Genomic DNA, 25806 nt, shown 5'->3' with positions numbered 1-25806 from the left:
GTTATCGAAGTGGCTAAGGAAAAATTTGAACGTTCCAAACCGCACATCAACGTCGGCACCATCGGTCACGTCGACCACGGCAAGACCACTCTGACTGCGGCCCTGACTCGCGTTTCTGCTGAGGTCTTCGGCGGTGAATGGCGTCAGTTCGACTCCATCGACAACGCTCCGGAAGAGCGTGAGCGTGGTATCACCATCGCCACCTCTCACGTCGAGTATCAGTCCGAGCAGCGTCACTACGCGCACGTCGACTGCCCGGGGCACGCCGACTACGTCAAGAATATGATCACCGGTGCGGCCCAGATGGACGGCGCCATCCTGGTCTGTTCCGCTGCCGACGGCCCCATGCCGCAGACTCGTGAGCACATCCTGCTGTCGCGTCAGGTTGGCGTGCCGTACATCGTCGTGTTCCTGAACAAGGCCGACATGGTCGATGACGAGGAGCTGCTCGAGCTGGTCGAGATGGAAGTTCGCGAACTTCTGAACGAGTACGACTTCCCGGGCGACGACACGCCGATCATCACCGGTTCTGCGCTGATGGCGCTGAACGGTGAGGACGAGAACGGCATGGGTACCACGGCCGTTGCCAACCTGATCAAGGCCCTGGACGACTACATCCCGGAGCCGGAGCGCGCCATCGATCAGCCGTTCCTGATGCCGATTGAGGACGTCTTCTCCATCTCCGGTCGTGGCACCGTGGTCACCGGTCGTATCGAGCGCGGCATCGTCAAGGCTGGCGAAGAAGTCGAGATCGTCGGTATCAAGGACACCACCAAGACTACCGTTACCGGTGTCGAGATGTTCCGCAAGCTGCTCGACGAAGGTCGTGCCGGCGAGAACGTCGGTGCCCTGCTGCGTGGCACCAAGCGTGACGAAGTCGAGCGTGGACAGGTCCTGGCCAAGCCGGGCACCATCAATCCGCACACCGTCTTCGAAGCCGAAGTCTACGTGCTGTCCAAGGAAGAGGGTGGTCGTCACACGCCGTTCTTCAAGGGCTACCGTCCGCAGTTCTACTTCCGCACCACCGACGTGACCGGTACCTGCGAACTGCCGGAAGGCGTCGAGATGGTCATGCCGGGCGACAACGTCAAGATGGTCGTCACCCTGATCGCTCCGATCGCCATGGACGAGGGTCTGCGCTTCGCCATTCGTGAAGGTGGCCGCACTGTCGGCGCCGGCGTCGTGGCCAAGATCGTTCAGTAAGTCCTCGGGCTTCTGATTGATCGAAGGGGGCTCCGCGAGGAGCCCCCTTTCTGCGCACCTTGGCGGAGTGTTTGACTCTCGCCCTCGGCGTGCATATAATGCGCATCCTTTGAATGCGTGGGTAGGCGGCAAATGTCGTCGACATCCATTGGAGTTTAGGGCAAATGCAGAACCAGAAGATTCGCATTCGGTTGAAGGCATTCGACCATCGCCTGATCGATCAGTCTGCCGCGGAGATCGTTGATACCGCCAAGCGGACTGGTGCTCAGGTGCGCGGTCCGATCCCGCTGCCGACCAATCGTGAGCGCTACACCGTACTGATTTCGCCGCACGTCAACAAGGATGCGCGCGACCAGTACGAGATCCGCACTCACAAGCGTGTGCTCGATATCGTCGAGCCGACCGAAAAGACCGTCGATGCCCTCATGAAGCTCGACCTCGCCGCCGGCGTGGACGTGCAGATCAAGCTCGACTAATCACACTAGACACCCGCGGCCCAGCGCTCTTTCGAACGAGTTGGAGCAGCAGCCGCCACGCCGTGATGGCGTCATACAACGTGCTAGTGGAATGCTCTGGAAAGGGCAGCCATAGCGGGTGATAGCCCCGTACACTAAAGGAGACTGAGAATGACTATCGGTTTGGTCGGTAGAAAGGCCGGTATGACCCGTGTCTTTACCGAAGATGGCGCCTCCGTGCCCGTAACCGTGATCGAGGTTGAGCCGAACCGCGTCACCAGCGTCAAGACCGTCGAATCCGACGGCTATGCGGCGGTTCAGGTCACAACCGGCTCCCGCAAGGCCAAGCACCTCACCAAGGCACAAGCAGGTCAGTACGCCAAGGCAGGTATCGAGGCCGGTCGTTCGCTGATGGAGTTCCGTGTCGCCGCAGGCGATGAGGCTCCGGAAGTGGGCGGCGAACTCACCGTATCCCTCTTCGAAGCTGGTCAGAAAGTCGACGTGACCGGCACCTCCAAGGGCAAGGGCTTCCAGGGCGCCGTCAAGCGCTGGAACTTCCGTACCCAGGATGCCACCCACGGCAACTCCCTGTCGCATCGCGCGCCGGGTTCCATTGGCATGTGTCAGACCCCGGGTCGTGTCTTCAAAGGCAAGAAGATGGCCGGTCAGATGGGCAATGTCCGCTGCACCGTCCAGAGCCTCGAAGTCGTGCGGGTCGATGCCGAGCGTAACCTGCTGCTGATCAAGGGTGCCGTGCCCGGTGCTACCGGCAGCGACGTCATCGTTCGTAGCGCCGTCAAAGCTGGCTGAAGGGGATAGAACCGATGAATCTGAATCTTGCTGCAGGCGCGGGTACTGTCGAAGTCGCCGACGCCACCTTTGGCAAAGAATTCAACGAGGCGCTGGTTCACCAGGTCGTCACCGCCTATCTGGCCGGTGGTCGTCAGGGTACCCGCGCTCAGAAGAACCGTTCCGATGTGCGTGGTGGCGGCAAGAAGCCGTGGCGCCAGAAGGGTACCGGTCGCGCTCGCGCCGGCACCATCCGCTCGCCGCTGTGGCGTAGCGGTGGCGTGACCTTCGCGGCGCGTCCGCAGGACCACTCGCAGAAGGTCAACCGCAAGATGTATCGCGCAGCAATGCGCTCCATCCTGTCCGAGCTGGTGCGTCAGGAGCGTCTGGTTGCCATCGACGAGTTCACCGTCGATGCGCCCAAGACCAAGCAGCTGGTCGCCAAGCTGGGCGAGCTGGGTCTGGAGAAGGCGCTGATCGTCACCGAGGAAGTCGACGAGAAGCTGTATCTGGCCGCTCGCAACATTCCCAACGTGGATGTGGTGGATGTGGCCGCCGCCGATCCGGTGAGCCTGATCGCCTTCGACAAGGTGCTGGTCACCGTCTCTGCTCTGCGTAAATTCGAGGAGAAGCTGGCATGAACCAGGAGCGCGTATTCAAGGTTCTGCTCGGTCCGCACGTGACCGAGAAGGCCGCTTTCGCCGCCGAGCGCAACCAGTATGTGTTCAAGGTGGCCAGCGACGCGACCAAGCCTGAAATCAAACAAGCCGTTCAGGTGTTGTTTGGCAAGAAGGTCGATCGCGTCCAGGTGCTGAACATGAAGGGCAAGACCAAGCGTACCGCGCAGGGTCTGGGCCGCCGCCAGGGCTATCGCAAGGCTTATGTGACCCTGGCTGCTGGTGAAACGCTCGAAGACTTCACTGGCGCCGAATAAGGGCAGGAGTACGGATCATGGCAATCGTCAAGACAAAACCCACATCCGCCGGTCGTCGCCACGTCGTCAAGGTCGTCAGCGAAGGCCTGCACAAGGGCAAGCCCTACGCCCCGCTGCTGGAGAAGCAGTCGCGTAGCGGCGGTCGCAACAACAACGGCCGTATCACCACCCGCCACGTGGGCGGTGGTCACCGTCAGCATTACCGGCTGATCGACTTCAAGCGCACCAAGGATGGCGTTCCTGCCATCGTCGAGCGTCTCGAATACGATCCCAATCGTAGCGCCCACATTGCGCTGCTCAAGTACCTGGACGGCGAGCGTCGCTACATCATCGCGCCCAAGGGCGTGAGTGCGGGCGACAAGCTCGAGTCCGGCGTGAATGCGGCGATCAAGAAGGGCAACACCCTTCCGCTGCGTAACATCCCGCTGGGTTCCACCGTTCACTGCATCGAGCTCAAGCCCGGCAAGGGTGCGCAGATCGCTCGCAGTGCCGGTACCAGCGCTCAGCTGGTCGCACGTGAAGGAAGCTATGCCAGTCTGCGTCTGCGCTCCGGCGAGATGCGCAAGGTGCTGGCCGACTGCCGGGCGACCTTGGGTGAAGTGGGCAATTCCGAGCACAGCCTGCGTCAACTTGGCAAGGCCGGTGCGAAGCGCTGGAGAGGCGTGCGCCCGACCGTTCGCGGTGTGGCCATGAACCCGGTCGACCACCCGCACGGCGGCGGTGAAGGCCGCACCAGCGGCGGTCGCCATCCGGTGTCGCCGTGGGGTGTGCCCACCAAGGGCCACAAGACCCGTAAGAACAAGCGCACCGACGCGCTGATCGTTCGTCGCCGCAAGGCCAAGTAACAGACATTAAGGGGTAACGGCTGTGCCACGTTCACTGAAGAAAGGTCCTTTTATTGACCTTCATCTGCTGAAGAAGGTTGAGGCTGCAGTGGAGAAGAACGACCGCAAACCGATCAAGACCTGGTCGCGTCGTTCCATGATCCTGCCGAACATGGTCGGGCTCACCATTGCTGTCCATAACGGTCGCCAACACGTCCCGGTGCACGTCTCCGAGGAAATGGTTGGCCACAAGCTGGGCGAATTCGCTGCCACCCGCACTTATCGCGGTCATGCGGCGGACAAGAAAGCCAAACGGTAAGCCAGAGAGGATTGAGAGATGGAAGTCACAGCTAAGCTGCGTGGCGCTCGTTTATCCGCCCAGAAGGCCCGTTTGGTGGCTGACCAGGTGCGCGGTAAACCGGTCGCCGAGGCGCTCGACCTGCTGACCTTCTCACCGAAGAAGGCTGCCAAGCTGGTCAAGAAGGTGCTGCAGTCCGCCATCGCGAATGCGGAAGAAAACAACGGCATGGATATCGACGAGCTGCGTGTCTCGACCATCTGCGTCGATGAGGGCATGACGCTCAAGCGCATCCGTCCGCGCGCCAAGGGTCGTGCGGATCGCATCCTGAAGCGCACCTGCCACATCACCGTCAAGGTAGCCGAGAAGTAGGAGTCGACCAGATGGGTCAGAAAGTACATCCGACAGGTATTCGGCTGGGTATCGTCAAGGACCACTCCTCGGTGTGGTATGCCGAGCGCGGTGCTTATGCCGACAAGCTGAACAACGATCTCGAGGTACGTCGCTTCCTCGAAGAGCGTCTGAAGAATGCGTCCGTGAGCCGCATCCATATCGAGCGTCCGGCCAACAATGCCCGTATTACCATTCACACCGCTCGTCCGGGCATTGTGATTGGCAAGAAGGGCGAGGACGTCGACAAGCTGCGTCGCGACGTTACCGCGATGATGGGCGTGCCCGTGCACGTCAACATCGAGGAAGTCCGCAAGCCGGAACTCGACGCCAAGCTCGTCGCGCAGAACATTGCCGGCCAGCTCGAGCGTCGCGTCATGTTCCGTCGCGCCATGAAGCGTTCCGTGCAGAACGCCATGCGCCTGGGTGCAGGTGGTATCAAGGTGATGCTGTCAGGTCGCCTCGGTGGTGCCGAAATCGCACGTACCGAATGGTACCGCGAAGGCCGCGTGCCGCTTCACACCCTGCGTGCGGACATCGATTACGCCACCTACGAAGCAAAAACCACCTACGGCATCATCGGTGTCAAGGTTTGGGTCTTCAAGGGTGAAATCCTCGGGGGCATCGAAGAGGTCCGCGCCAAGGCCAAGCAACAGCCGCAGGCCGCGCCCTCCAAGAAGAAAGGTTCCAGGTAAGGGGAGAGCGAGTCGATGTTACAGCCCAAGCGCATGAAATTCCGCAAGATGATGAAAGGCCGCAATCGTGGCCTGGCGCATCGCGGAAGCAAGATAAGCTTCGGGGAATACGGCCTCAAGGCAACCGGTCGCGGCCGCATCACTGCGCGTCAGATCGAAGCCGGCCGTCGTGCGATCACCCGCCACGTCAAGCGTGGTGGCAAGATCTGGATCCGCGTCTTCCCCGACAAGCCGATTTCCAAGAAGCCGCTCGAAGTCCGTATGGGTAAGGGCAAGGGCTCCGTCGAGTACTGGGTTGCACAGATCCAGCCGGGCCGGGTCCTGTACGAAATCGAAGGTGTGTCGGAAGAGCTGGCCCGTGAGGCCTTCACTCTCGCCGCCCAGAAGATGCCCATATCCACCACCTTTGTGAAACGGACGGTGATGTGATGAAAGCCCAGGAAATTCGTGAAAAGTCAGTCGAGCAGCTCCAGGAGCAGCTCTTCGAACTCCTCCGCGAGCAGTTCAACCTGCGCATGCAGAAGGCCACCGGCCAGCTCAGCCAGACTCATCTGCTCAAGCAGGTTCGTCGGGACATCGCCCGGGTGAAGACTGTGCTCAACGAGAAGGCAGGTGACTGAGATGGCCGAAGAGAAGAAAGCCCGTACGCTCACCGGCAAGGTGGTGAGCGACAAGATGGAGAAGTCCATCGTCGTAATGATCGAGCGCCGCGAGCGGCACCCGATCTATGGCAAGTACGTCAAGCGCTCCACCAAGCTGCACGCCCATGACGAGGCGAACCAGGCCAAGGCCGGCGACACGGTTTCCATTCAGGAATGCCGTCCGCTGTCCAAGAAGAAGGCCTGGACGCTGGTCGAGGTGATCGAGCAGGCCAAGGGCTGAGCTCGGCGAGAGCAGTCAGATTAGGTTTGGAGAAAACCGATGATTCAGACTCAGACAATGCTGGATGTCGCCGACAACAGCGGAGCGCGCCGGGTGCAGTGCATCAAGGTGCTTGGCGGCTCACACCGTCGCTACGCGCGGGTCGGTGACATCATCAAGGTCACGGTGAAGGAAGCCATTCCGCGTGGCAAGGTCAAGAAAGGCCAGGTTCTCAAGGCGGTTGTGGTTCGCACCCGCAGCGGTGTCCGTCGTTCCGACGGCTCGCTGATCCGCTTCGATGGAAATGCGGCAGTTCTGTTGAACAACACCAACGAGCAGCCGATCGGCACCCGTATCTTCGGGCCGGTGACTCGTGAACTTCGTACTGAGAAGTTCATGAAGATCATTTCCCTGGCGCCTGAAGTGCTGTAAGGAGCGAAGCGGACATGCAAAAGATCAAACGTGACGATGAAGTGATCGTCATCGCCGGCAAGGATAAGGGCAAGCGTGGCACCATCAAGCGCGTCCTAAAGGACGAACGCTTCGTCGTGTCCGGTGTGAACATGATCAAGCGTCACACCAAGCCCAATCCTATGGCGGGCAATCAGGGCGGTATCGTCGAGCGCGAGGCTCCGATTCACGCGTCCAACGTGGCGATCTTCAACTCGGAGACCGGTAAGGCGGATCGCGTCGGCTTCCAGGTTAAGGAAGACGGTACCAAGGTACGTATCTACAAGTCGACGCAGACGCAGATCGACGCCTAACGCGAGTCGGGTAGCAAAATGGCGAACTTGAAAGAACGTTATCAGAACGAGGTGGTGGCTCAGCTCAAAGAGCAGTTCAGCTACGCCAACGTGATGCAGGTGCCGCGGATCACCAAGGTGACCCTCAACATGGGCATCGGTGACGCGACCAGCGACAAGAAGCAGATCGAGAATGCCATCGGTGACCTGGAGAAGCTTTCCGGTCAGAAGCCGCTGGTGACCAATGCGCGCAAGTCCATCGCGGGCTTCAAGGTGCGCGAAGGTTGGCCGATCGGCATCAAGGTGACCCTGCGCGCCGAGCGCATGTGGGAATTCCTTGATCGCCTGGTCAACATCGCGATTCCCCGTGTGCGTGACTTCCGTGGTCTCAATCCGAAGTCCTTCGACGGTCGCGGCAACTACTCCATGGGTGTGCGTGAGCAGATCATCTTCCCCGAGATCGAATATGATAAGATCGATCGGGTTCGTGGGCTGGATGTCACCATCACCACTACTGCCAACACCGACGAGGAAGGTCGTGCGCTGCTTAGCGCGCTGAGCTTCCCGTTCAAGAAATAAGGGTGGGATCATGGCAAAGAAGAGCATGATTGAACGCGAGCTCAAGCGTACCAAGCTGGTCGAGAAGTATGCGGCCCGCCGCGCCGAGCTCAAGGCGATCATCCAGAACGTGAATACTTCCGACGAAGAGCGCTTCGAGGCGACGCTGAAACTGCAGCAGTTGCCGCGCGACTCCAGCCCGGTGCGTCAGCGTAATCGCTGCCGGATCACCGGCCGTCCGCACGGCTACTACAACAAGTTCGGCCTCGGCCGTAACAAGCTGCGTGAAGCCGCTATGCGTGGCGAGGTCCCTGGTCTGAAGAAGTCCAGCTGGTAAGCCGCCACGGAAACATCAGGAGCGCAATGTAAATGAGCATGCAAGACACTCTGGCGGATATGTTCACCCGTATCCGCAATGCGCAGATGGCCACCAAGGAGACGGTCACCATGCCGTCCTCCACGCTCAAGGTCGCGGTGGCCCGCGTATTGAAGGAAGAGGGTTATATCAACGACTTCGCGGTCGCTGAAGGTACCAAGCCCGAGCTGACAGTGACCCTCAAGTACTTCGAGGGCAGGCCGGTCATCGAGCACCTGCAGCGGGTATCCAAGCCGTCACTGCGCCAGTACAAGGGCAAGGATTCACTGCCCCAGGTGGCGGACGGCATGGGTGTGGCGATCGTCACCACCTCCAAGGGCGTGATGACCGACCGTGCCGCTCGCCAGGCGGGCGTCGGTGGCGAAGTCATCTGCACCGTATTCTAGGAGTCTGGAATGTCCCGCGTAGCCAAATATCCGGTTAAAGTGCCCGCCGGCGTCGACGTCAAGCTCGACGGCGACCAGCTGACCGTCAAGGGCGGCCAGGGCACGCTGTCCATGACCGTTCATTCGGACGTGGCCATCGGTCAGGAAGAGGGTCAACTGTCCTTCAATCCGAGCGAGAGCGCCAAGTCCTGGGCCATGGTCGGCACCACTCGTGCTCTGGTCCAGAACCTGGTCACCGGCGTCTCCGAGGGCTTCACCAAGACCCTCGAAATCGTTGGCGTCGGCTATCGTGCCCAGGCAAGTGGCCAGACGCTGAATCTGTCACTGGGCTTCTCCCACCCGGTCGAGTATACGCTGCCTGAGGGTGTCTCTGCGGAAACGCCGAAGAACACCGTCATCGTGCTGAAGAGCGCGGACAAGCAGAAGCTGGGCCAGGTCGCCGCCGAAGTTCGTGCCTTCCGTCCGCCTGAGCCCTATAAGGGCAAGGGTGTGCGGTATGCCGACGAACAAGTGCGTCGTAAAGAAGCCAAGAAGAAGTAAGGCAGGGTTATGAACGCGAAGAAAGAATCTCGTCTCCGTCGTGCCCGCCGCGCTCGTGCCAAAATGCGCGAGCTGGGCGTGTTTCGCCTGTGCGTCAACCGTACCCCGCGCCACATCTACGCGCAGATCATCTCGCCGGATGGTGGCAAGGTGCTGGCCAGCGCTTCCACGCTGGACAAGGATCTGCGCGAGGGGGCGACCGGCAACTCCGATGCCGCCGCCAAGGTCGGTGCGCTGATTGCTGAACGCGCCAAGCAGGCTGGCATCACCCAGGTGGCCTTCGATCGTGCCGGTTACAAGTACCACGGTCGCGTGAAGGCCCTGGCCGACGCCGCACGTGAAGGCGGCCTGGAATTCTAAAGGGTTTTACGATGGCGAAGAACGAACAGAACACCGGCGACCTGCAGGAAAAGCTCGTGCAGGTCAACCGCGTCGCCAAGGTGGTCAAGGGTGGCCGAATCTTCGGTTTCACCGCTCTGACCGTCGTGGGTGACGGTAATGGTCGTGTCGGCTTCGGTCGCGGCAAGGCACGTGAAGTGCCGGTCGCGATCCAGAAAGCCATGGACCAGGCGCGTCGCAACATGGTCAAGGTGAGCCTCAAGGGCCATACCCTGCAGTACCCCGTCAAGGCCCGTCATGGCGCCTCCAAGGTGTACATGCAGCCGGCCTCCGAAGGTACCGGGATCATTGCCGGCGGCGCCATGCGCTCCGTGCTCGAGCTGGCTGGCGTCCACGACGTCCTGGCCAAGTGCTACGGCTCCACCAATCCGGTCAACGTGGTGCGCGCGACCGTCAAGGGTCTCTCGTCCATGCAGTCGCCGGAAGACATCGCCGCCAAGCGCGGTCTGTCTGTCGAAGCGATCACGGGGTAAATACCATGGCAGCCACACTCAAGGTTACCCAGACCCGTAGCACCATCGGCACATTGCCCAAGCACAAGGCCACCATGAAGGGCCTGGGGCTGCGCCGCATCGGTCATACGGTCGAACTGGAAGACACCCCTGCCGTGCGCGGCATGATCCACAAGGTCAACTACCTTGTGCGGGTAGAGGGAGAGTAATCCATGAAACTCAACAGCCTGAGCCCGGCACCGGGCTCCAAGCATGCCGAGAAGCGCGTCGGCCGTGGTATCGGTTCCGGTCTGGGCAAGACCGGTGGCCGCGGCCACAAGGGTCAGAAGTCGCGTAGCGGCGGCAGCGTGAAGCCCGGTTTCGAGGGCGGCCAGATGCCGTTGCAGCGGCGTCTGCCCAAGTTCGGCTTCACCTCCATGAAGTCGCTGGTCTCCGAAGAGGTGCGTCTTAGCGAGTTGGCCAAGGTCGAAGGTGACGAAATCAACCTCGAGACCCTGAAGCAGGCCAATGTGCTCAAGAATGCCACTCTGCACGCGAAGATCATTCTTTCCGGCGACGTCAATAAGGCGGTCACGGTCCGCGGCATCAAGGTCACCAAGGGTGCCCGTGCCGCGATCGAAGCCGCCGGTGGCAAGGTAGAGGACTAAATGGCCAAGTCAGGAAACATGCCGGCGATGGGCAGCGGTCTGAGTGAACTGTGGGCGCGTCTGCGCTTCGTGCTCCTCGCCATCGTGGTGTACCGTATCGGTGCCCATATTCCCGTTCCCGGTATCAATCCTGACCAGCTTGCTGCCTTGTTCAGGGAGCAGCAGGGCACCATCCTGGGACTGTTCAACATGTTCTCGGGTGGTGCGCTGGAACGTATGAGTATCTTCGCCTTGGGCATCATGCCCTACATTTCGGCGTCGATCATCATGCAGCTGCTGACCGCGGTCTCACCCCACCTCGAGCAGTTGAAAAAGGAGGGCGAGGCCGGCCGACGCAAGATCAGCCAGTACACCCGCTACGGCACGGTGGCGCTGGCCTTGGTCCAGGCCACCGGCATGTCGGTGGGGCTGGCCAGCCAGGGCATTACCTATACCGCTGATTTCAGCTTCTATTTCACTGCCATCGTCACTTTCGTGTCGGGCGCAGTGTTCCTGATGTGGTTGGGTGAGCAGATCACCGAGAAGGGTATCGGCAACGGTATCTCGTTGCTGATCTTCTCCGGTATCGTCGCTGGCTTGCCGGGTGCGGTAGGGCAGGCGTTCGAGCTGGCACGCAACGAAGGCGCTTGGAACGTGTTGCCACTGCTGGCCCTTTCCGTGCTGGGTGTGGCGACCGTGGCTTTCGTGGTGTTCATCGAGCGCGGCCAACGCCGCATCACGGTGAACTACCCGCGACGCCAAGTCGGTAACAAGATGTATGCCGGGCAGAGCAGCTACCTGCCGCTGAAAGTGAACATGGCGGGCGTGATTCCGCCGATCTTCGCTTCCAGCATCCTGCTTTTCCCCGCTTCCATCGGTCAGTGGGTCGGTGCCGGAGATGGCATGGAGTGGTTGCAGCGGGCATCCCAGGCTCTCGGGCCGGGGCAGCCGTTGTACATCTTGCTTTTCGCGGCGGCGGTGGTATTCTTCTGCTTCTTTTACACAGCGCTGGTCTTCAATCCCAAGGATGTCGCTGACAACCTCAAGAAGTCAGGGGCGTTTCTACCGGGTATTCGTCCTGGTGAGCAGACCGCTCGCTATGTCGACAAGGTCATGACCCGTCTGACCCTGTTCGGTGCCCTGTACATCACTGCGGTCTCCCTGATGCCCCAGTTCCTGATCGTGGCGTGGAACGTGCCGTTCTTTTTCGGCGGTACCTCGTTGCTGATCGTGGTAGTGGTCATCATGGACTTCATGGCCCAGGTGCAATCGCACCTCATGTCGCACCAGTACGAGTCAGTGATGAAGAAGTCCAACCTGAAAGGCTATGGCAGCGGCGGCATCATGCGCTGAGCTGCGCCGCCGGTGATTTGGCGCGCCGCGTGCCGATTTTGGAGAAGGAACGATGAAAGTTCGAGCTTCCGTCAAGAAGATGTGCCGCAATTGCAAGATCATTCGGCGCAATGGCGCGGTCCGCGTCATCTGCATCGAGCCGCGGCACAAGCAGCGTCAGGGTTGATTCTGGCGTTTGTAGAAAGCGGTGCTGGCATACCCCTTGCCCGAAGGTGGGTAAAGGGGTATGCTGTTGCGCCTTTTGTAGTGACTAATCGAGCAAGCCGCTCAAATTTCGGAGAAAGCTGATGGCCCGTATTGCAGGCGTCAATATCCCGGACAACAAGCATGCGGCGATCTCGCTGACCTATATCTTCGGGATTGGCCGCACGCGTGCACAGGAAATCTGTGCCGCTACCGGCATCGCGCCGACCACCAAGATCCAGGAGCTCTCCTCTGAAGAGGTCGATGCCCTGCGTAGTGAAGTCGGCAAGTACACCGTGGAAGGTGACCTTCGTCGTGATGTGACGCTGAATATCAAGCGTCTCATGGACTTGGGTTGCTATCGTGGTCTGCGTCATCGTCGTAGTCTTCCGCTGCGTGGTCAGCGGACCAAGACTAACGCGCGTACCCGTAAGGGCCCGCGTAAGCCGATCCGCAAGTAACACGCACGTTCTGGCGTAAAGACAGGAATAGACATCAACATGGCTAACCCGCGTAGCAACCGTAAAAAGGTTAAAAAGCAGGTAGTGGACGCCGTCGCGCACATCCACGCCTCTTTTAACAACACGATCGTGACGATCACAGACCGCCAGGGCAATGCTCTCTCTTGGGCAACAGCCGGTGGTTCGGGTTTTCGTGGTTCTCGCAAGAGCACCCCGTTCGCTGCTCAAGTGGCAAGCGAACGTGCAGCGACCGCTGCAGCCGAGTATGGTGTGAAAAACGTCGACGTGCTGGTCAAGGGCCCCGGTCCTGGCCGTGAATCCGCCGTGCGTGCGCTGAGCGCCGCCGGCTTCCGCGTGCAGAGCATCACTGACGCGACGCCCATCCCCCACAATGGCTGCCGTCCGCCGAAGAAACGCCGCGTTTAAGGAGACAGATTCATGGCTCGTTATATTGGACCGAAGTGCAAACTGTCTCGTCGTGAAGGCACCGACCTCTTTCTGAAGAGCGGTGTGACTCCCTTCGAGAAGAAGTGCAAATCCGAGCAGATTCCGGGTGTGCACGGCCAGCGCCGTCAGCGTCTTTCCGACTACGGCTTGCAGCTTCGTGAGAAGCAGAAAGTACGTCGCATCTACGGCGTGCTCGAGAAGCAGTTCCGCAGCTACTACAAGGAGGCCGCCCGTCGCTCCGGCGCCACCGGCGAAGTCCTGCTGCAGCTGCTCGAATCCCGACTGGACAACGTCGTCTACCGCATGGGCTTCGGTTCCACCCGTTCCGAGGCGCGCCAGCTGGTGAGCCACAAGGCGATCACGGTCAATGGCCGTAGCGTCAACGTGGCTTCCTACCAGGTCAAGCCCGGTGATGTGGTATCCGTTCGCGAGAAGGCGAAGAACCAGGCGCGTATCCAGAGTGCGCTTTCCATCGCTGCCAACCGTGGTGAAGTCGCCTGGATCGAGGTGGACGCGAAGAAGATGGAAGGCACCTTCAAGGCTATCCCGGAACGCGGCGACCTGTCGGCCGACATCAACGAAAACCTGATCGTCGAGCTGTACTCGAAGTAAGCGTCGCTGATCGCGTCGTGCCGGCCTTTGCGGGCCGGCTACGAGTACCGAGTAACCGTTAGGCAGCCTCAAAGGTGTAGTTATGCAGCGTTCAGTGACAGAGTTTCTCCGTCCGCGCGATATCAAGGTCGAAGAGATCAGCGCGCATCATGCGAAGATCGTGCTCGAGCCGTTCGAGCGTGGCTTTGGCCATACCCTGGGCAATGCGCTGCGTCGCATTCTGCTCTCTTCCATGCCCGGCTGTGCCGTGGTGGAAGTCGAGATCTCGGGTGTCGAGCATGAGTACAGCGCGATCGAGGGTGTTCAGGAAGACGTCATCGAGATTCTTCTGAACCTCAAGGACGTGGCCATCCGCATGCACAGTCGCGACGAGGCGGTGCTCTCGCTGAACAAGCAGGGCCCGGCCGTGGTGACCGCGGGCGATATCGTCCTCGATCACGACGTCGAGATCGTCAATCCAGATCACGTCATTGCTCACGTCAACGAGGGTTCCGAGCTCAAGATGCAGCTCAAGATCGCTCGTGGCCGTGGCTATGAGCCGGCGGATGCCCGTGTGGGCGCCGACGACGAATCGCGTGCTATCGGTCGCCTGCAGTTGGATGCCACCTTCAGCCCCGTGCGGCGCGTCTCCTATGCCGTCGATGCTGCACGTGTCGAGCAGCGTACCGACCTCGACAAGTTGATCATCGACCTGGAGACCGACGGCACCCTGGATCCGGAAGAGGCGATCCGTCGCAGCGCTACCATCCTGCAAGAGCAGCTGGCTGCGTTCGTCGACCTGGAAGCCGACAAGGAGCAGGAGGTCGTGGAGGAAGAGGATCACGTTGATCCCATCCTCCTGCGCCCCGTAGACGATCTCGAGTTGACCGTCCGCAGTGCCAACTGCCTGAAGGCCGAGAATATCTACTACATCGGCGATCTGATTCAGCGCACCGAAGTCGAGCTGCTGAAGACGCCGAACCTCGGCAAGAAGTCTTTGAACGAAATCAAGGACGTGTTGGCTGCTCGTGGTCTTTCCCTTGGCATGCGGCTGGAGAACTGGCCGCCGGCGAGCCTGAAGGACGACAAGGCCTCCGCGTGAGCGTCGACTCGAGTCCCAGTTTGGTAAGGAATCACAACCATGCGTCATCGTAAGAGTGGTCGTCACCTAAATCGTACCAGCTCGCATCGCCAGGCCATGTTCAAGAACATGAGCGTGTCACTGATCGAGCACGAAGTGATCAAGACAACCCTGCCCAAGGCCAAGGAACTGCGTCGCGTCATCGAGCCGCTGATCACCCTGGCCAAGCAGGACAGCGTCGCCAACCGTCGTCTGGCCTTCAGCCGTACCCGCTCGAAGGAAGCGGTCGGCAAGCTCTTCAATGAGCTGGGTCCGCGTTACGTCGAGCGTCCGGGCGGTTACGTCCGTATTCTCAAGTGCGGTTTCCGCACCGGCGACAACGCCCCCATGGCCTTCGTCGAACTTGTCGACCGCCCGGTCGTCGAGGAGGCCGAGGAAGTCGTCACCGAGGAGTGATCCTCGGCGGCGGACCTGGCCCGGCAGTGCTGTAGCATCATGAAAAACCCGGCTTCTCGCGAAGCCGGGTTTTTTTATTTTCGACATTTATTTGGAGGTGGCTGGCTCGGCCTTCTGGCTCTTGGCCCGCTCCAGCAGCGGCTTGAGGAAGCGCCCGGTGTGGGAGACGTCCATTTCGGCGACCTGTTCCGGGGTGCCCTCGGCGATGATGCGTCCGCCGCCGGAGCCGCCCTCGGGGCCGAGGTCGACGATCCAGTCGGCGGTCTTGATCACGTCAAGGTTGTGTTCGATTACCACGATGGTGTTGCCGTGGTCGCGCAGGCGATGGAGCACGACGAGCAACTGGCGGATGTCCTCGAAGTGCAGCCCGGTAGTAGGCTCATCGAGGATGTAGAGCGTCTTGCCGGTGTCGCGCTTGGCCAGCTCACGGGCCAGCTTGACGCGCTGCGCCTCGCCGCCGGAAAGGGTGGTGGCGCTCTGGCCCAGGCGGATATAAGAGAGCCCCACGTCGAGCAGGGTCTGCAAGCGACGGGCGATGGCAGGAACCGGACTGAAGAACTCCAGTGCTTCCTCCACGGTCATTTCCAGCACCTCGTCGATGCTCTTGCCCTTGTAGGCGATCTCCAATGTCTCGCGGTTGTAGCGCTTGCCCTTGCACACATCGCAGGGCACATAGATGTCGGGCAGGAAGTGCATCTCGACCTTGATCATGCCTTCGCCCTGGCACGCTTCGCAGCGCCCGCCCTTGACGTTGAACGAGAAGCGCCCCGGCTTGTAGCCGCGTGAGCGTGCCTCCTGTGTACCGGCGAAGAGCTCACGAATCGGCGTGAAGATGCCGGTGTAAGTGGCCGGGTTGGAGCGTGGCGTACGCCCGATGGGGCTTTGGTCGATGTCGATCACCTTGTCGAGCTGATCGAGGCCCTCGATGCGTTCAAAGGGGGCGGGAGTCAGGCTAGTGGCGTGGTTGAGCTCACGAGCGGCGATCGGCATCAGCGTCGAGTTGATCAGCGTCGACTTGCCCGAGCCGGACACGCCAGTGACGCAGATGAACAGCCCCAGCGGCAGGGTCAGGCTGACGTTGCGCAAGTTGTTGCCGTGGGCCCCGGTCAACCTCAGCTGTTTTTCCGGATTGCCGGGTATGCGCCACTTGGGGACCTCGATACGTCGCTTGCCGGAAAGGTACTGCCCGGTGAGCGATTCGTGGCTGGCCATGACGTCCGCGGGCGTACCCTGGGCAACGATGCGTCCACCGTGGACGCCGGCGCCGGGGCCGATATCGAGTACGTGGTCGGCGGCGCGGATGGCATCCTCGTCGTGCTCCACCACGATCACGGTGTTGCCCAGGTCGCGCAGGTGGATCAACGTCTTGAGCAGGCGATCGTTATCGCGCTGATGCAGGCCGATGGAGGGTTCGTCGAGGATGTACATGACGCCTACCAGGCCGGCGCCGATCTGACTCGCCAGGCGAATGCGTTGGGCCTCCCCGCCGGAGAGGGTTTCGGCGCTGCGCTCGAGATTGAGGTAATCGAGCCCTACGTTGACCAGGAACTCCAGCTGCGCTTGGATCTCGTTGATCACCTTCTGAGCGATCTCGCCCTTGCGCCCGGGTAGTGCCAGGCGCTGGAAGTAGTCCCACGCCTCGCCGATCGGCAACTGCACGATCTGCGGCAGGGTGTGCTCGTCGACGAAGACGTGGCGCGACTCCTTGCGCAGTCGAGTGCCGTGGCAAGTAGGGCAGGCTCGGTCGGCGATGTAGCGTGACAGTTCTTCACGCACCATGCTCGATTCGGTTTCACGATAGCGCCGTTGCAGGTTGGGCAGCACACCTTCGAATGGGTGCTCGCGGGTCACCCGACGGCCGCGGTCGTTGACGTAGCTGAAGGCGATTTCGTCGTCACCGCTGCCATGGAGAATGACTTCCTTCTCGTGGCGAGCGAGCTCGTGCCATGGTGTCTCGAGGGTGAAGCGGTAATGGTCGGCTACCGCCTGCAGCTGGCTGAAATAGTAGACGCTACGGCGATCCCAGCCCTTTATCACCCCCTCGGCCAGCGACAGCTCCGGGTGGCTGATGAGCTTGTCGGGATCAAACACCTGCTGTACGCCCAGACCGTCGCAGGTGGGGCAGGCGCCGGCGGGGTTGTTGAACGAGAACATGCGTGGTTCGAGCTCGGCGATGGCGTAGCCGCAGACCGGACAGGCGAAGCGTGCCGAGAAGGGGATGTCCTCGGCCTCGCCGTCCATGAAATGGACCACGGCGATGCCATCGGCCAGGTTGAGGGCGGTCTCGAACGATTCTGCCAGACGCTGCTGGAGCCCCTCGCGCACCTTGATCCGGTCCACCACCACGCTGATGTCATGCTTCTTGTTCTTGTCCAGCGGGGCGATGTCATCGAGCTCAAGCGCCTGGCCGTCGACCATCACGCGCACGAAGCCCTGAGCGCGCAGCTCGGCGAGCAGCTGCAGATGTTCGCCCTTGCGTCCCTTGACCACCGGGGCGAGCAGCATGAGCTTGCTGCCTTCAGGCAGGGCGAGCACCTGGTCGACCATCTGCGAAATGGTGCTGGCTTCGAGGTCCTCGCCGTGCTCGGGACAGCGCGGCGTGCCGGCGCGGGCGAACAGCAGGCGCAGGTAGTCGTAGATCTCGGTGATGGTGCCGACGGTGGAGCGCGGGTTGTGCGAGGTGGATTTCTGCTCGATGGAGATGGCCGGCGACAGCCCCTCGATGTGATCGACGTCGGGCTTCTCCATCATCGACAAAAACTGCCGGGCATAAGTGGAGAGCGACTCGACGTAGCGGCGCTGTCCTTCAGCATAAAGTGTATCGAAGGCCAGCGATGATTTGCCCGATCCGGACAGTCCGGTAACCACGATCAGGCTGTCGCGGGGCAGCTCGACATCGATCTGCTTGAGGTTGTGGGTGCGCGCACCCCTGACCACGATCCTGTCCATTCACACCTCATGGCGCTCGGCAAAACCTCGATTATACGCCCGTGGCCGACCGCACGCCAAAGCGCCTCTGGCTGGGGCGTTTCTTGTGGGGGCCGGAATCGTTAGAATAGTCGGCTCATCGAGAGGGCTTCGGCCCCCCTACCCATGGAAGCGTCTCATTCCCTATGCGTAAGGTCTCTGGACTGCTGTTAGCCTCCGAACGGCGTGCCATCACTGGCTTGGCCGGCCTGTATGCCACGCGCATGCTGGGGCTGTTCATGGTGCTGCCGGTGCTGGCGCTGTACGCCGACGAGCTGGAGGGCGCAACGCCGCTGCTGGTGGGCTTGGCCCTGGGCGTGTACGGCCTGACTCAGGCGGTTCTGCAGATCCCCTTCGGCCTGCTCTCCGATCGCCTCGGGCGCAAGCCGGTGATCGCCGGCGGCCTGCTGCTGTTTCTGCTCGGCAGCGTGGTGGCAGCATCCGCCGATAGCATCGGCGGCGTGATCCTGGGCCGTTGCTTGCAGGGCAGCGGCGCCGTAGCCGCGGCGATCATGGCACTGCTCGCCGACCAGACACGCGAACAGGTGCGTACCGCCGCCATGGCGACCATCGGTTTGTCGATCGGCGTGGCGTTCGCCGTGGCCATGGTGATCGGCCCTTGGCTGGCGGCAGCGTTCGGTCTCGCTGCGGTGTTCTGGTTCACCACCTTGCTGGCCGGGCTGGGGCTGGTGGTGCTGTGGAAGTTGGTGCCGCCGGCGCCACGGCGGTTGCGGCATCGCGACGTAGGCATCGATCGCCAACAGTTGGTGGCAATTATCACCCGTGCCGATCTGTGGCGGCTCGACTTGTCGATTTTCGCGCTGCATCTGGTGCTGATGGCGATCTTCGTTGCCGTTCCGTTCCGCCTGGTCGAGGCGGGCATCGAAGCGGATCAGCACGGCCTGATCTACCTAGGCATCATGGCACTGGCCTTCATCGGCATGGTGCCGCTGATAATCATCGCGGAGAAGCGTCAGCGCATGAAGGGCATGAGCCTCGCAGCGGTCGGCACCATCACCGTCAGTCTGGCTGGCCTGGCCGGTTTCGGTGATGGCTGGGCGCTGTTCGCCTGGCTGTTGCTGTTCTTCGTCGCCTTCAACCTGCTCGAGGCGATGCTGCCATCGATGATCAGCAAAATGGCGCCGGCCGGGGCCAAGGGGACGGCGATGGGGGTCTACTCCACCAGCCAGTTCCTGGGTGCCTTTCTCGGCGGCGTGCTGGGGGGCTTTCTGGCGCAGCAGTGGGGGCTGTCGGCGGTCTTTGCCGGCAGCGCCGTGCTGGCCGGCGTCTGGTGGTTGCTGATGCTGGGCATGCCGACGCCGCCGCACCTGTCGAGCGAGGTGGTAGCGCTGGACGACGAGCATCGCGAGGATACGCTTGACACGCTGATGGCGAGCTTCGCCGAAGTGGCCGGAGTCGAAGACGTACTGGTCGTGCCGGAGGAGCGAGTGGCGTATCTTAAGGTGGATCGGCGGCGCCTTGACGAGGATGCCTTGGCGCGCCTGATCCGTTCGAGTCGTCACCGCGGCGGCTAGCCGATTTATCAGGCGCCGGCCTTTCGGGACCGGCTCATTACAACGCACATGTTCACTACAGAGGGAGTCCAGCATGGCCCGTGGCGTCAACAAGGTCATACTCATCGGCAACCTGGGGCAGGATCCCGAGGTTCGCTTCATGCCGTCCGGTAGCCCCGTCGCCAACCTGCGCGTCGCCACTACCGATACCTGGACCGACAAGCAAAGCGGCCAGCGCCAGGAGCGGACCGAGTGGCACTCGGTGGTATTGTTCAACCGCCTGGCCGAGATTGCCCAGCAGTACCTGAAGAAGGGGTCGAGGGTCTATCTGGAAGGGCGTCTGCAGACACGCAAGTGGCAGGGGCAGGACGGGCAGGATCGCTATACCACCGAGATCGTGTGCAACGACATGCAGATGCTCGATACCCGCAGCGGTGACTTCGGCGGTCAGCAACCGGGGGCGAGCATGCCGCAGCAACAGCAGGGCGGCTACGGCAACGCTCCCGCACAGGGCGGCCAGCCGCAGCAGGGTGGTTACGGTGCTCCAGCGCAAGGTGGCGGCTTTGGCAACGCGCCCCAGCAGGGTGGCTTTGGCGGCGGGCAGCCCCCGCAGCGCCCGGCGCCGGGCGGCCAGCCCCAGCAGGGCGGCCAGAAGCAGAACAACTACGGCGCGCCCGATCCGGGCAGCTTCGACGATTTCGATGACGAAATTCCGTTCTAGATCCCATAAAGCCGTTCTTGTAATGCTGCAAAAAGAAATACTGCCAAAAAAAAAATTTATAAACAGATGGTTGTGTGGAATATCAAGGCCTCGTTAAGCGTAAAGCTGGCGAGGCTTTTTCTTTACCTATACCTGGTATAGAGAAAATGTCAGAAAAATATTTTGACAAGTTAGAAAAAGTAACATAAGATTATGTAAAGATAAGACTTGAGTAATGCAAGGATGAAAGTTGAAACGATCACACAACCTACCGGACTCCAACTTCCTATCCTGCTGGATGAGACTGGGCTTCCAGTTCCTATTTACAATGAGTTCATACTGTCACGTGCGAATCTTAAAACAAATACCCTCATAAGAAATTCTTATGAATTGTCAATATTTGACGAATGGATTAAGAGTCGTAATGAACAGTTTCTGGAGTTGTATGTAAAAGGGCTAGTTAGTGAGGCGGTCATCAATGGAAGCCTTGTGCCTTGGCTCAGAAAAAGCTTTGATAAAAACCCTAAGCTGAAAAATCTTTTTTTGTCTCCAGATACTTTTAATGAAAGGCTTACAACTGTGAGGCTTTTCTTGAATTGGCACTTTAATGTGGTGTCAGGGAAGATGAGTTATTTATCTAATGAATTTAAAGTTCTTAAAGAGAGTAATTCCAGAGTTGAAAGTCTTCTGACATCTGCATACGTGAAATCAATTCCGGTAAAGAAAAGTGTCAGTCTTGGTCTCACGCTTAACCAGGTGCAAGATTTAATTCACTGCGTGGATCCTGAGAATCCAAATTCGTATGGCCGCAACTATGCAGTAAAATATAGAAACTATGTCATGGTCTTGCTTATGCTCGGATGTGGAATGCGACCGGGAGAGCTTTTGTCTTTGAAGGTAGACGATGTTCAGCACGGTGCATATCCAGCAATTGATGTTGTGCGAAGGCCTCCAGACAAAAAAGACACCAGAAGGATAAAACCAAACATAAAGAGGAATGGCAGATTATTACCCATTTATGATCCCAATATAGCTTTTCATTTGGATCAGTATCTGGTGGAATATAGAGATGAGTTTGAAGAAAGAGCCAAGACTCCAAGTGAGTATTTGTTTTTGAGTGATGAGGGTCGCCCCCTTTCTTTAAAAAGTGTCGGAGAATACTTCAGAATTATAAGGTCGCGGCATAGTGACGTGCTCCCAGAAAATATAACAGCAAAATCTCTGCGGCATACTTTCTCATCCAACCTTCTTAAAGGGCTAAAGGAGTCTGGGCTAGAAGAAGAGCAAAGGACCAAAATCCTGGCAATTCTAAGAGGCGATACAAACTTGGCATCACAAGATCGATATACGGTTCAAGTGTATAATGATTTTGCAAGCACCTATATGCGGCGGTATCAAAGAAGCTTGGTTTTTGAGGAGGTGCCCTTTTAATGGAGCATCAGAGTTTATTGAAGACAGAAAATGATGTTGCAAGATTTTATGGATGGGATGGCCTGTCGACTAGCTTTGTGTCTAGGGAAGGAGTGCTCATAGATACGACTACCGATACTTGGATTTTGTCTGAGTATAACTCCGCCGGCAATAAATTAAAATTCGACGCTATAGAAGATCAAGGGGTAAAGTGGGCTCTTAAGGAGTACATAAAGCAAAGAGCCCAGACAGTATCTTCAATCTCAGCGCTGAATGCTTATTCTGCTATAAGGACGCATGTATTAAGAAGGGTATCTGGTTCAGCCGAGCCTATTGAAGAAGCACTAATAACATCCTTTGAGAATATGCTGGTTGAAATGCGTGAGCGTCAAAGTATTTGGCGTGCATATTACCCCATCCGATGGTACGTATGGGCTGCCGATAGATACCCAGAAATGGGTTTTGATTCGGAGTATGCCAATCTTATTGATGCAATAGAAGTAGGTGGAAATCCTAAGGGGCAAGCAATAAAGAGTGAGGATGATGAAGAGGGTCCTCTATCTTCCTTAGAGCTTAAGTTAATATATAAAGCACTAAGAGAGGACAGTGCTGAAGAATATGTGTGTTATCAGCAAAGAGCCGTGGTTGCTTTGCTTATCGCTACTGGAAGGAATTCGGAAAACCTAACATATTTGCGCGAAAGTGATTTTCAGAACGTCGCTCCGCATGGTCTTGATCCATGTTACATAATAAAAATGCCCAGGATAAAGAAAGGATTTATATCTCCTCGTGATGATATGTTTGAAGAGTCACTAGATGAGTCTTTAGCACAGTATGTTATAGACCTGATAAGGGCGAACAGAGAAAATAGAGACTCAATCAGCCAGGAATTGAGTTGCAAGCCATTGCCAGACACTTTATTTGTAAATGTAACAGGAAATAAGGCCGCGCTTGCTTTGGGTGTGCAAGAAAATATTTTGAACATGACAACGCATGACATAAGAAAGCTTTTGAAGGATTTCGTTGCGCGGCAAGGTATCATCTCACCTGTTACTAATGCACTGCTGCACATAACTCCACGAAGGATGCGATATACGTTCGGAACAAATATGGTAGGTGAAGGGGCCAGCAAAAAAGAATTGGCGCGGATGTTGGATCATTCAAACATACAAAACGTAGGTGTTTATTATAGACTTGCTGGGAGGATCGTTGAGCACTTGGACAAAGCATTGGCTAAAAAATATGCAAGTGTGCTGAACATGTTCAAGGGTAACATTGTCATCTCTGACGCGGAGGCTATTAATGGGGATAGAAAAGACAAGCATCTCAGCTTTCTAGAGCCCGGTAGTATGAATCCGATAGGCGAAATAGGTGTTTGTGGTGAATCTAATGTATGCCATCTAGATCCACCGTATAGTTGTTATCTTTGCAGCAAGTTTCAGCCATATGCTCATGCTGATCACGAAAATGTCCTTTCTTGTTTGCTCGAAGATCGAGAAGAGAAATTAAAAAAATACGAATCCAAGAGACTGGGGATTCAGCTGGACGATGTTATTATAGCTGTCGCAGGTGTGGTAGATAGGTGCAAGGAGTATGATAATGAAAAGAAATTATAGATCAAAGAAGGTCATTCCATTTATAAATAGAGTTGACCGAGACAGAGTAGTTAACCAGAGGTCCCTTGTTCAACAGGCAAGGATGCTCACGCCTGCCGGATTTATGGTGGAGATGTGGGATGAGACCGACTGGGTAGTGAAAAGTGGAAGGTTAGTTAACGAGTCGTCTAAAAAAAATACGCGAGCAACTCTGAGCTTCAGATTTTCTAAAAATCTTGGCGGGAACCCTTTGCCTGAAATGTGGGGCGATATAGCAAAGGCCCTAGTCCTTATTCGCTATCATCGGTCAAATCAGACGATGAGTAATCAGCGGCAATTTGTTAAGGCTTTTAGTTATATTGCTCAAGTGGCTATTTCATCAGGAATTACGCCGGAAAGAGTGAACCATGAAGTGTTGGACAGTGCGTGCATGATGATAAGCAAGCATTATCAAGTGTCAACCGCTTATAACATGCATAAAGCTGTCGCCGAAGTCGCTTCTAACTTTGATGCTAATGGGTTGGCCGTTACCGTATTTGACTATAAATATAGTAGGATGAGGCGGCCTGAAACTTCAGGCGGAACATCTGGGCTGCGGCTTGATGACCCTAAGGCCAAAGATTACATCTCCGATAAATTGATCCCGATGGATGTGATGAGATGCATTGGGGAACTATATCTGTCAGTACCTAAAAACCATAAATATCGACAGTACGTTTTGATGCTATCACTTTTCGCCATACTCGGGAGAAGGTTCTCCGAAATTTCTCTTATCCCCTTGCAGCATGTAAGCCAAGATCGAGAGGGATTTTCTTTCCTTTATTACTTTCCAAGGAAAACCTCCAAAGGAAATAAAGTGAGCCCTAAAGAAAGGGTTTATCTTCCGTCAGACGCAGTCGAGTTGGTGAAGGACATAGTTTCTGAGGCTCAAGATGTCAGTCGTGCTCCCAGAGATACAGCCATAGCTATGAGGTTAAACAAGGGGCCTGATTTAAATTTCTTGCATGCCTATATGCATAAAGATAGAATTTACAAAGAGGATCTTGTTGAACTGGGGCTTAACTCTCAGCTGCTTTCTGGCAACGCATGGTTAAAGAAAAACGGACTTACATATGCTGATCATGAAAAGCTTAATTCTCAAGGGAAAAAGCCGCCACACCCTATGCGTTACACTAAGGTTGAGCATTTAATCGACTACCTAAAAAAGGACTTCAGTGCTTCATTGTTGGAGCCTCTTTTTATTGATGACTCCCGGAAAAAATATTATTTGCAGGATCTAATGTTCGTTCGTTTCCAAGGGCTATCCAGTGGTGCTTATGCCAGCTGGCTTTCTACCTATATAACCCATGCAATGTTTTCACGGTTTATAGGTAGCTACCTTAGTGAGCTTGTGAGCCAGTTTTGTCAGCATGAACTCAAGAGCAAGTTCACCTCGCATCAGTTTAGGCATACTATAAATACGCTGGTTGATGAGGGTGGTATGAGTGATGCCTTACAAACTGAGTGGTTTGGTCGTAAAAATCTGGCAGATACAAAGGCATATCAACACACAACTAGGGAGCAAAAGATTCTCGCGATAATGGATTTGGCTAAAGAGGGTAATATAGGTGGTGTCATATCAAAAGAGTTAAAAAAGGTTCCTGTAGAACGACAGGATGCTTTTCTGAAGGCTCGTATTAAAGGTGTTCATGATGTAGGGGTTGGCATATGTGTTCATTCATTTTCTCAGAATAGTTGCGAAAGACATCTTCAGTGCTCTGCCCAGTGTCGAGACTTTGTATGGGTAAAAGATGATACAGATAGAGTCGACGAGGTCAAGAGGCAATATGCTATGACTATTGTGGCGCAAGAAACAGCTCTGCAAGCAGAAAAGTCTGGCAAAGGTAGATATAGTTCCGATTGGGTTAAACATAATAATAAGAAGATTGTTACTTTGAAGGAGGAGCTTGGTGATATGGGGGTGGCAGAGTTTGATCCCGTCCAATATTTAAAAGGTGTTTCCTCATGAAAAAATATAAGAGGATGACCGAAGAGGACCAAAAGTCCATTGTAAGATTTATACACGAACTCTCTGCGGCAGAGGATGAGAGCCTTTCCTGGAAGCTGCTAGAAAGCACCTTTGGTTTTACTCGACAGGCTATGCAAGCTAAGCCAGGGGTGAAATCAGCCTTTCAGCATGCTAAGTCGTCTATCCGAAACGGAGATAAGGCTCCCAGGCGCATCAGGTCAATGTCGCATGAAGATCTGGTAAAGAAAGTGGAGGAGCTGGAAGGCGAGATTAAGTTGTTAAAAGAAAGAGAGTATAAGTGGAAGCAGCGTTGGCAGCGCATCGCGTTTAATATCAGGCAAAAAGGTCTTCAGGTCAATGATGTAGACGCCGAAGCGACGCAAGATGGAAAGATGCCAAATTCAAATGAGACTGAATCTATAATTCGAACTTTGGATAGTGAAATTCCCCCACCCCTCACCTAAGATTTCGTTTGTGAAGGTGTGTTGTTTGATAATTCTATCAGGAAAAG

Annotated in this window: 36 protein-coding genes; 35 read left to right on the top strand and 1 reads right to left on the bottom strand. The window is 57.2% G+C overall.

Going from position 1 to position 25806, the window contains the following annotated elements; translation table 11 throughout:
- The first annotated feature begins 9 nt into the window (after positions 1-9).
- From tuf to rplQ, 29 genes are all read left to right on the top strand, one after another.
- Positions 10-1203 (top strand): elongation factor Tu, encoded by a 1194-nt coding sequence (gene tuf / locus HNO52_RS18395; protein WP_197566644.1) that lies wholly within the window; start codon positions 10-12, stop codon positions 1201-1203.
- 164 nt (positions 1204-1367) lie between these two features.
- Positions 1368-1679: a 30S ribosomal protein S10 gene (gene rpsJ / locus HNO52_RS18390; protein WP_010626466.1), complete on the top strand. Its 312-nt coding sequence runs from the start codon at positions 1368-1370 to the stop codon at positions 1677-1679.
- Positions 1680-1829: 150 nt separating this feature from the next.
- Positions 1830-2468 (top strand): 50S ribosomal protein L3, encoded by a 639-nt coding sequence (rplC, locus tag HNO52_RS18385; RefSeq protein WP_197566643.1) that lies wholly within the window; start codon positions 1830-1832, stop codon positions 2466-2468.
- Positions 2469-2482: 14 nt separating this feature from the next.
- The gene (gene rplD / locus HNO52_RS18380; RefSeq protein WP_167119231.1) at positions 2483-3088 is read left to right on the top strand and encodes a 50S ribosomal protein L4; all 606 of its coding nucleotides are present in this window, start codon (positions 2483-2485) and stop codon (positions 3086-3088) included.
- Positions 3085-3381: a 50S ribosomal protein L23 gene (gene rplW, locus HNO52_RS18375; protein WP_104205223.1), complete on the top strand. Its 297-nt coding sequence runs from the start codon at positions 3085-3087 to the stop codon at positions 3379-3381. The genes rplD and rplW overlap by 4 nt, the downstream gene beginning before the upstream one ends.
- A 17-nt stretch (positions 3382-3398) precedes the next feature.
- Complete coding sequence (rplB, locus tag HNO52_RS18370) at positions 3399-4226, top strand: 50S ribosomal protein L2 (protein ID WP_167119228.1); 828 nt, start codon at positions 3399-3401, stop codon at positions 4224-4226.
- Between the two features lie 22 nt (positions 4227-4248).
- Positions 4249-4524, top strand: coding sequence for a 30S ribosomal protein S19 (rpsS, locus tag HNO52_RS18365; protein ID WP_009098993.1), 276 nt, complete (start codon positions 4249-4251; stop codon positions 4522-4524).
- An 18-nt stretch (positions 4525-4542) separates the two neighbouring features.
- Entirely contained in the window at positions 4543-4875 is a 333-nt protein-coding gene (gene rplV / locus HNO52_RS18360) for a 50S ribosomal protein L22 (protein ID WP_097790618.1), read from the top strand.
- Between the two features lie 11 nt (positions 4876-4886).
- Positions 4887-5588, top strand: coding sequence for a 30S ribosomal protein S3 (gene rpsC / locus HNO52_RS18355; RefSeq protein WP_167119225.1), 702 nt, complete (start codon positions 4887-4889; stop codon positions 5586-5588).
- Positions 5589-5603: 15 nt separating this feature from the next.
- Positions 5604-6017, top strand: coding sequence for a 50S ribosomal protein L16 (gene rplP, locus HNO52_RS18350; RefSeq protein ID WP_167119222.1), 414 nt, complete (start codon positions 5604-5606; stop codon positions 6015-6017).
- A complete protein-coding gene (gene rpmC, locus HNO52_RS18345; protein WP_010626474.1) occupies positions 6017-6208 on the top strand; it encodes a 50S ribosomal protein L29 in 192 nt (63 codons plus the stop codon). Before rplP ends, rpmC begins: the two co-directional genes overlap by 1 nt.
- A gap of 1 nt (position 6209) precedes the next feature.
- Positions 6210-6470, top strand: a complete 261-nt coding sequence (gene rpsQ / locus HNO52_RS18340; RefSeq protein ID WP_167119273.1) for a 30S ribosomal protein S17 — start codon at positions 6210-6212, stop codon at positions 6468-6470.
- Positions 6471-6509: 39 nt separating this feature from the next.
- On the top strand, positions 6510-6881 hold the full coding sequence (rplN, locus tag HNO52_RS18335) for a 50S ribosomal protein L14 (RefSeq protein WP_010626476.1): 372 nt from the start codon (positions 6510-6512) through the stop codon (positions 6879-6881).
- A gap of 14 nt (positions 6882-6895) precedes the next feature.
- A complete protein-coding gene (gene rplX / locus HNO52_RS18330; protein WP_010626477.1) occupies positions 6896-7213 on the top strand; it encodes a 50S ribosomal protein L24 in 318 nt (105 codons plus the stop codon).
- Positions 7214-7231: 18 nt separating this feature from the next.
- Positions 7232-7771, top strand: coding sequence for a 50S ribosomal protein L5 (rplE, locus tag HNO52_RS18325; protein WP_197566642.1), 540 nt, complete (start codon positions 7232-7234; stop codon positions 7769-7771).
- A gap of 10 nt (positions 7772-7781) precedes the next feature.
- Positions 7782-8087, top strand: a complete 306-nt coding sequence (rpsN, locus tag HNO52_RS18320; protein WP_167119216.1) for a 30S ribosomal protein S14 — start codon at positions 7782-7784, stop codon at positions 8085-8087.
- Between the two features lie 32 nt (positions 8088-8119).
- On the top strand, positions 8120-8512 hold the full coding sequence (gene rpsH / locus HNO52_RS18315) for a 30S ribosomal protein S8 (protein WP_197566641.1): 393 nt from the start codon (positions 8120-8122) through the stop codon (positions 8510-8512).
- A 9-nt stretch (positions 8513-8521) separates the two neighbouring features.
- Positions 8522-9052 carry a 50S ribosomal protein L6 gene (gene rplF / locus HNO52_RS18310; protein WP_197566640.1) on the top strand — a complete coding sequence of 177 codons (531 nt, stop codon included), beginning with the start codon at positions 8522-8524 and terminating at the stop codon, positions 9050-9052.
- 9 nt (positions 9053-9061) lie between these two features.
- Positions 9062-9412 (top strand): 50S ribosomal protein L18, encoded by a 351-nt coding sequence (rplR, locus tag HNO52_RS18305; RefSeq protein WP_197566639.1) that lies wholly within the window; start codon positions 9062-9064, stop codon positions 9410-9412.
- Positions 9413-9423: 11 nt separating this feature from the next.
- Positions 9424-9924 (top strand): 30S ribosomal protein S5, encoded by a 501-nt coding sequence (gene rpsE, locus HNO52_RS18300; RefSeq protein ID WP_197566638.1) that lies wholly within the window; start codon positions 9424-9426, stop codon positions 9922-9924.
- A 5-nt stretch (positions 9925-9929) separates the two neighbouring features.
- Positions 9930-10112 carry a 50S ribosomal protein L30 gene (gene rpmD / locus HNO52_RS18295; RefSeq protein ID WP_066452141.1) on the top strand — a complete coding sequence of 61 codons (183 nt, stop codon included), beginning with the start codon at positions 9930-9932 and terminating at the stop codon, positions 10110-10112.
- Between the two features lie 3 nt (positions 10113-10115).
- Positions 10116-10550: a 50S ribosomal protein L15 gene (gene rplO, locus HNO52_RS18290; protein WP_197566637.1), complete on the top strand. Its 435-nt coding sequence runs from the start codon at positions 10116-10118 to the stop codon at positions 10548-10550.
- Positions 10551-11882, top strand: a complete 1332-nt coding sequence (secY, locus tag HNO52_RS18285; RefSeq protein WP_197566636.1) for a preprotein translocase subunit SecY — start codon at positions 10551-10553, stop codon at positions 11880-11882.
- 52 nt (positions 11883-11934) lie between these two features.
- Positions 11935-12048 carry a 50S ribosomal protein L36 gene (gene rpmJ / locus HNO52_RS18280; protein WP_009099023.1) on the top strand — a complete coding sequence of 38 codons (114 nt, stop codon included), beginning with the start codon at positions 11935-11937 and terminating at the stop codon, positions 12046-12048.
- Between the two features lie 121 nt (positions 12049-12169).
- Positions 12170-12526: a 30S ribosomal protein S13 gene (gene rpsM / locus HNO52_RS18275; RefSeq protein WP_167119198.1), complete on the top strand. Its 357-nt coding sequence runs from the start codon at positions 12170-12172 to the stop codon at positions 12524-12526.
- Positions 12527-12565: 39 nt separating this feature from the next.
- The gene (gene rpsK, locus HNO52_RS18270) at positions 12566-12952 is read left to right on the top strand and encodes a 30S ribosomal protein S11 (RefSeq protein ID WP_010626488.1); all 387 of its coding nucleotides are present in this window, start codon (positions 12566-12568) and stop codon (positions 12950-12952) included.
- 12 nt (positions 12953-12964) lie between these two features.
- Positions 12965-13585, top strand: coding sequence for a 30S ribosomal protein S4 (gene rpsD / locus HNO52_RS18265; protein ID WP_197566635.1), 621 nt, complete (start codon positions 12965-12967; stop codon positions 13583-13585).
- An 82-nt stretch (positions 13586-13667) separates the two neighbouring features.
- On the top strand, positions 13668-14666 hold the full coding sequence (locus HNO52_RS18260) for a DNA-directed RNA polymerase subunit alpha (protein WP_167119193.1): 999 nt from the start codon (positions 13668-13670) through the stop codon (positions 14664-14666).
- A gap of 39 nt (positions 14667-14705) precedes the next feature.
- On the top strand, positions 14706-15101 hold the full coding sequence (gene rplQ, locus HNO52_RS18255; protein WP_197566634.1) for a 50S ribosomal protein L17: 396 nt from the start codon (positions 14706-14708) through the stop codon (positions 15099-15101).
- A gap of 87 nt (positions 15102-15188) precedes the next feature.
- On the opposite strand, the gene uvrA is transcribed toward rplQ, so the two are convergent.
- Positions 15189-18050 carry an excinuclease ABC subunit UvrA gene (gene uvrA, locus HNO52_RS18250; RefSeq protein WP_197566633.1) on the bottom strand — a complete coding sequence of 954 codons (2862 nt, stop codon included), beginning with the start codon at positions 18048-18050 and terminating at the stop codon, positions 15189-15191.
- A gap of 164 nt (positions 18051-18214) precedes the next feature.
- Between uvrA and HNO52_RS18245 the strand changes: the two genes are divergently transcribed.
- From HNO52_RS18245 to HNO52_RS18220, 6 genes are all read left to right on the top strand, one after another.
- A complete protein-coding gene (locus tag HNO52_RS18245) occupies positions 18215-19603 on the top strand; it encodes an MFS transporter (RefSeq protein ID WP_197566632.1) in 1389 nt (462 codons plus the stop codon).
- A 73-nt stretch (positions 19604-19676) separates the two neighbouring features.
- The gene (gene ssb / locus HNO52_RS18240) at positions 19677-20303 is read left to right on the top strand and encodes a single-stranded DNA-binding protein (RefSeq protein WP_197566631.1); all 627 of its coding nucleotides are present in this window, start codon (positions 19677-19679) and stop codon (positions 20301-20303) included.
- 222 nt (positions 20304-20525) lie between these two features.
- The gene (locus tag HNO52_RS18235; protein ID WP_197566630.1) at positions 20526-21713 is read left to right on the top strand and encodes a tyrosine-type recombinase/integrase; all 1188 of its coding nucleotides are present in this window, start codon (positions 20526-20528) and stop codon (positions 21711-21713) included.
- Positions 21713-23308 (top strand): site-specific integrase, encoded by a 1596-nt coding sequence (locus HNO52_RS18230; protein ID WP_197566629.1) that lies wholly within the window; start codon positions 21713-21715, stop codon positions 23306-23308. The genes HNO52_RS18235 and HNO52_RS18230 overlap by 1 nt, the downstream gene beginning before the upstream one ends.
- On the top strand, positions 23292-25295 hold the full coding sequence (locus HNO52_RS18225; protein ID WP_197566628.1) for a hypothetical protein: 2004 nt from the start codon (positions 23292-23294) through the stop codon (positions 25293-25295). The genes HNO52_RS18230 and HNO52_RS18225 overlap by 17 nt, the downstream gene beginning before the upstream one ends.
- Complete coding sequence (locus HNO52_RS18220) at positions 25292-25759, top strand: hypothetical protein (RefSeq protein WP_197566627.1); 468 nt, start codon at positions 25292-25294, stop codon at positions 25757-25759. The genes HNO52_RS18225 and HNO52_RS18220 overlap by 4 nt, the downstream gene beginning before the upstream one ends.
- The last annotated feature ends 47 nt before the right edge of the window (positions 25760-25806 follow it).

This window comes from Halomonas sp. MCCC 1A13316, assembly GCF_014931605.1.
GTDB lineage: Bacteria > Pseudomonadota > Gammaproteobacteria > Pseudomonadales > Halomonadaceae > Halomonas.
The sequence above is the reverse complement of the archived record's forward strand: the minus strand, read 5'-3'. Positions and strand labels throughout refer to the sequence as shown.

Excerpts from the sequence above, each read along its gene's own strand:
- rpsJ (WP_010626466.1), top strand. The coding sequence starts at position 1,368 with ATGCAGAACCAGAAGATTCGCATTCGGTTGAAGGCATTCGACCATCGC.
- rplC (WP_197566643.1), top strand. The coding sequence starts at position 1,830 with ATGACTATCGGTTTGGTCGGTAGAAAGGCCGGTATGACCCGTGTCTTT.
- rplD (WP_167119231.1), top strand. The coding sequence starts at position 2,483 with ATGAATCTGAATCTTGCTGCAGGCGCGGGTACTGTCGAAGTCGCCGAC.
- rplW (WP_104205223.1), top strand. The coding sequence starts at position 3,085 with ATGAACCAGGAGCGCGTATTCAAGGTTCTGCTCGGTCCGCACGTGACC.
- rplB (WP_167119228.1), top strand. The coding sequence starts at position 3,399 with ATGGCAATCGTCAAGACAAAACCCACATCCGCCGGTCGTCGCCACGTC.
- rplV (WP_097790618.1), top strand. The coding sequence starts at position 4,543 with ATGGAAGTCACAGCTAAGCTGCGTGGCGCTCGTTTATCCGCCCAGAAG.
- rpsC (WP_167119225.1), top strand. The coding sequence starts at position 4,887 with ATGGGTCAGAAAGTACATCCGACAGGTATTCGGCTGGGTATCGTCAAG.
- rplP (WP_167119222.1), top strand. The coding sequence starts at position 5,604 with ATGTTACAGCCCAAGCGCATGAAATTCCGCAAGATGATGAAAGGCCGC.
- rpmC (WP_010626474.1), top strand. The coding sequence starts at position 6,017 with ATGAAAGCCCAGGAAATTCGTGAAAAGTCAGTCGAGCAGCTCCAGGAG.
- rpsQ (WP_167119273.1), top strand. The coding sequence starts at position 6,210 with ATGGCCGAAGAGAAGAAAGCCCGTACGCTCACCGGCAAGGTGGTGAGC.
- rplN (WP_010626476.1), top strand. The coding sequence starts at position 6,510 with ATGATTCAGACTCAGACAATGCTGGATGTCGCCGACAACAGCGGAGCG.
- rplX (WP_010626477.1), top strand. The coding sequence starts at position 6,896 with ATGCAAAAGATCAAACGTGACGATGAAGTGATCGTCATCGCCGGCAAG.
- rplE (WP_197566642.1), top strand. The coding sequence starts at position 7,232 with ATGGCGAACTTGAAAGAACGTTATCAGAACGAGGTGGTGGCTCAGCTC.
- rpsN (WP_167119216.1), top strand. The coding sequence starts at position 7,782 with ATGGCAAAGAAGAGCATGATTGAACGCGAGCTCAAGCGTACCAAGCTG.
- rpsH (WP_197566641.1), top strand. The coding sequence starts at position 8,120 with ATGAGCATGCAAGACACTCTGGCGGATATGTTCACCCGTATCCGCAAT.
- rplF (WP_197566640.1), top strand. The coding sequence starts at position 8,522 with ATGTCCCGCGTAGCCAAATATCCGGTTAAAGTGCCCGCCGGCGTCGAC.
- rplR (WP_197566639.1), top strand. The coding sequence starts at position 9,062 with ATGAACGCGAAGAAAGAATCTCGTCTCCGTCGTGCCCGCCGCGCTCGT.
- rpsE (WP_197566638.1), top strand. The coding sequence starts at position 9,424 with ATGGCGAAGAACGAACAGAACACCGGCGACCTGCAGGAAAAGCTCGTG.
- rpmD (WP_066452141.1), top strand. The coding sequence starts at position 9,930 with ATGGCAGCCACACTCAAGGTTACCCAGACCCGTAGCACCATCGGCACA.
- rplO (WP_197566637.1), top strand. The coding sequence starts at position 10,116 with ATGAAACTCAACAGCCTGAGCCCGGCACCGGGCTCCAAGCATGCCGAG.
- secY (WP_197566636.1), top strand. The coding sequence starts at position 10,551 with ATGGCCAAGTCAGGAAACATGCCGGCGATGGGCAGCGGTCTGAGTGAA.
- rpmJ (WP_009099023.1), top strand. The coding sequence starts at position 11,935 with ATGAAAGTTCGAGCTTCCGTCAAGAAGATGTGCCGCAATTGCAAGATC.
- rpsM (WP_167119198.1), top strand. The coding sequence starts at position 12,170 with ATGGCCCGTATTGCAGGCGTCAATATCCCGGACAACAAGCATGCGGCG.
- rpsK (WP_010626488.1), top strand. The coding sequence starts at position 12,566 with ATGGCTAACCCGCGTAGCAACCGTAAAAAGGTTAAAAAGCAGGTAGTG.
- rpsD (WP_197566635.1), top strand. The coding sequence starts at position 12,965 with ATGGCTCGTTATATTGGACCGAAGTGCAAACTGTCTCGTCGTGAAGGC.
- HNO52_RS18260 (WP_167119193.1), top strand. The coding sequence starts at position 13,668 with ATGCAGCGTTCAGTGACAGAGTTTCTCCGTCCGCGCGATATCAAGGTC.
- rplQ (WP_197566634.1), top strand. The coding sequence starts at position 14,706 with ATGCGTCATCGTAAGAGTGGTCGTCACCTAAATCGTACCAGCTCGCAT.
- uvrA (WP_197566633.1), bottom strand. The coding sequence starts at position 18,050 with ATGGACAGGATCGTGGTCAGGGGTGCGCGCACCCACAACCTCAAGCAG.
- HNO52_RS18245 (WP_197566632.1), top strand. The coding sequence starts at position 18,215 with ATGCGTAAGGTCTCTGGACTGCTGTTAGCCTCCGAACGGCGTGCCATC.
- ssb (WP_197566631.1), top strand. The coding sequence starts at position 19,677 with ATGGCCCGTGGCGTCAACAAGGTCATACTCATCGGCAACCTGGGGCAG.
- HNO52_RS18235 (WP_197566630.1), top strand. The coding sequence starts at position 20,526 with ATGAAAGTTGAAACGATCACACAACCTACCGGACTCCAACTTCCTATC.
- HNO52_RS18230 (WP_197566629.1), top strand. The coding sequence starts at position 21,713 with ATGGAGCATCAGAGTTTATTGAAGACAGAAAATGATGTTGCAAGATTT.
- HNO52_RS18225 (WP_197566628.1), top strand. The coding sequence starts at position 23,292 with ATGAAAAGAAATTATAGATCAAAGAAGGTCATTCCATTTATAAATAGA.
- HNO52_RS18220 (WP_197566627.1), top strand. The coding sequence starts at position 25,292 with ATGAAAAAATATAAGAGGATGACCGAAGAGGACCAAAAGTCCATTGTA.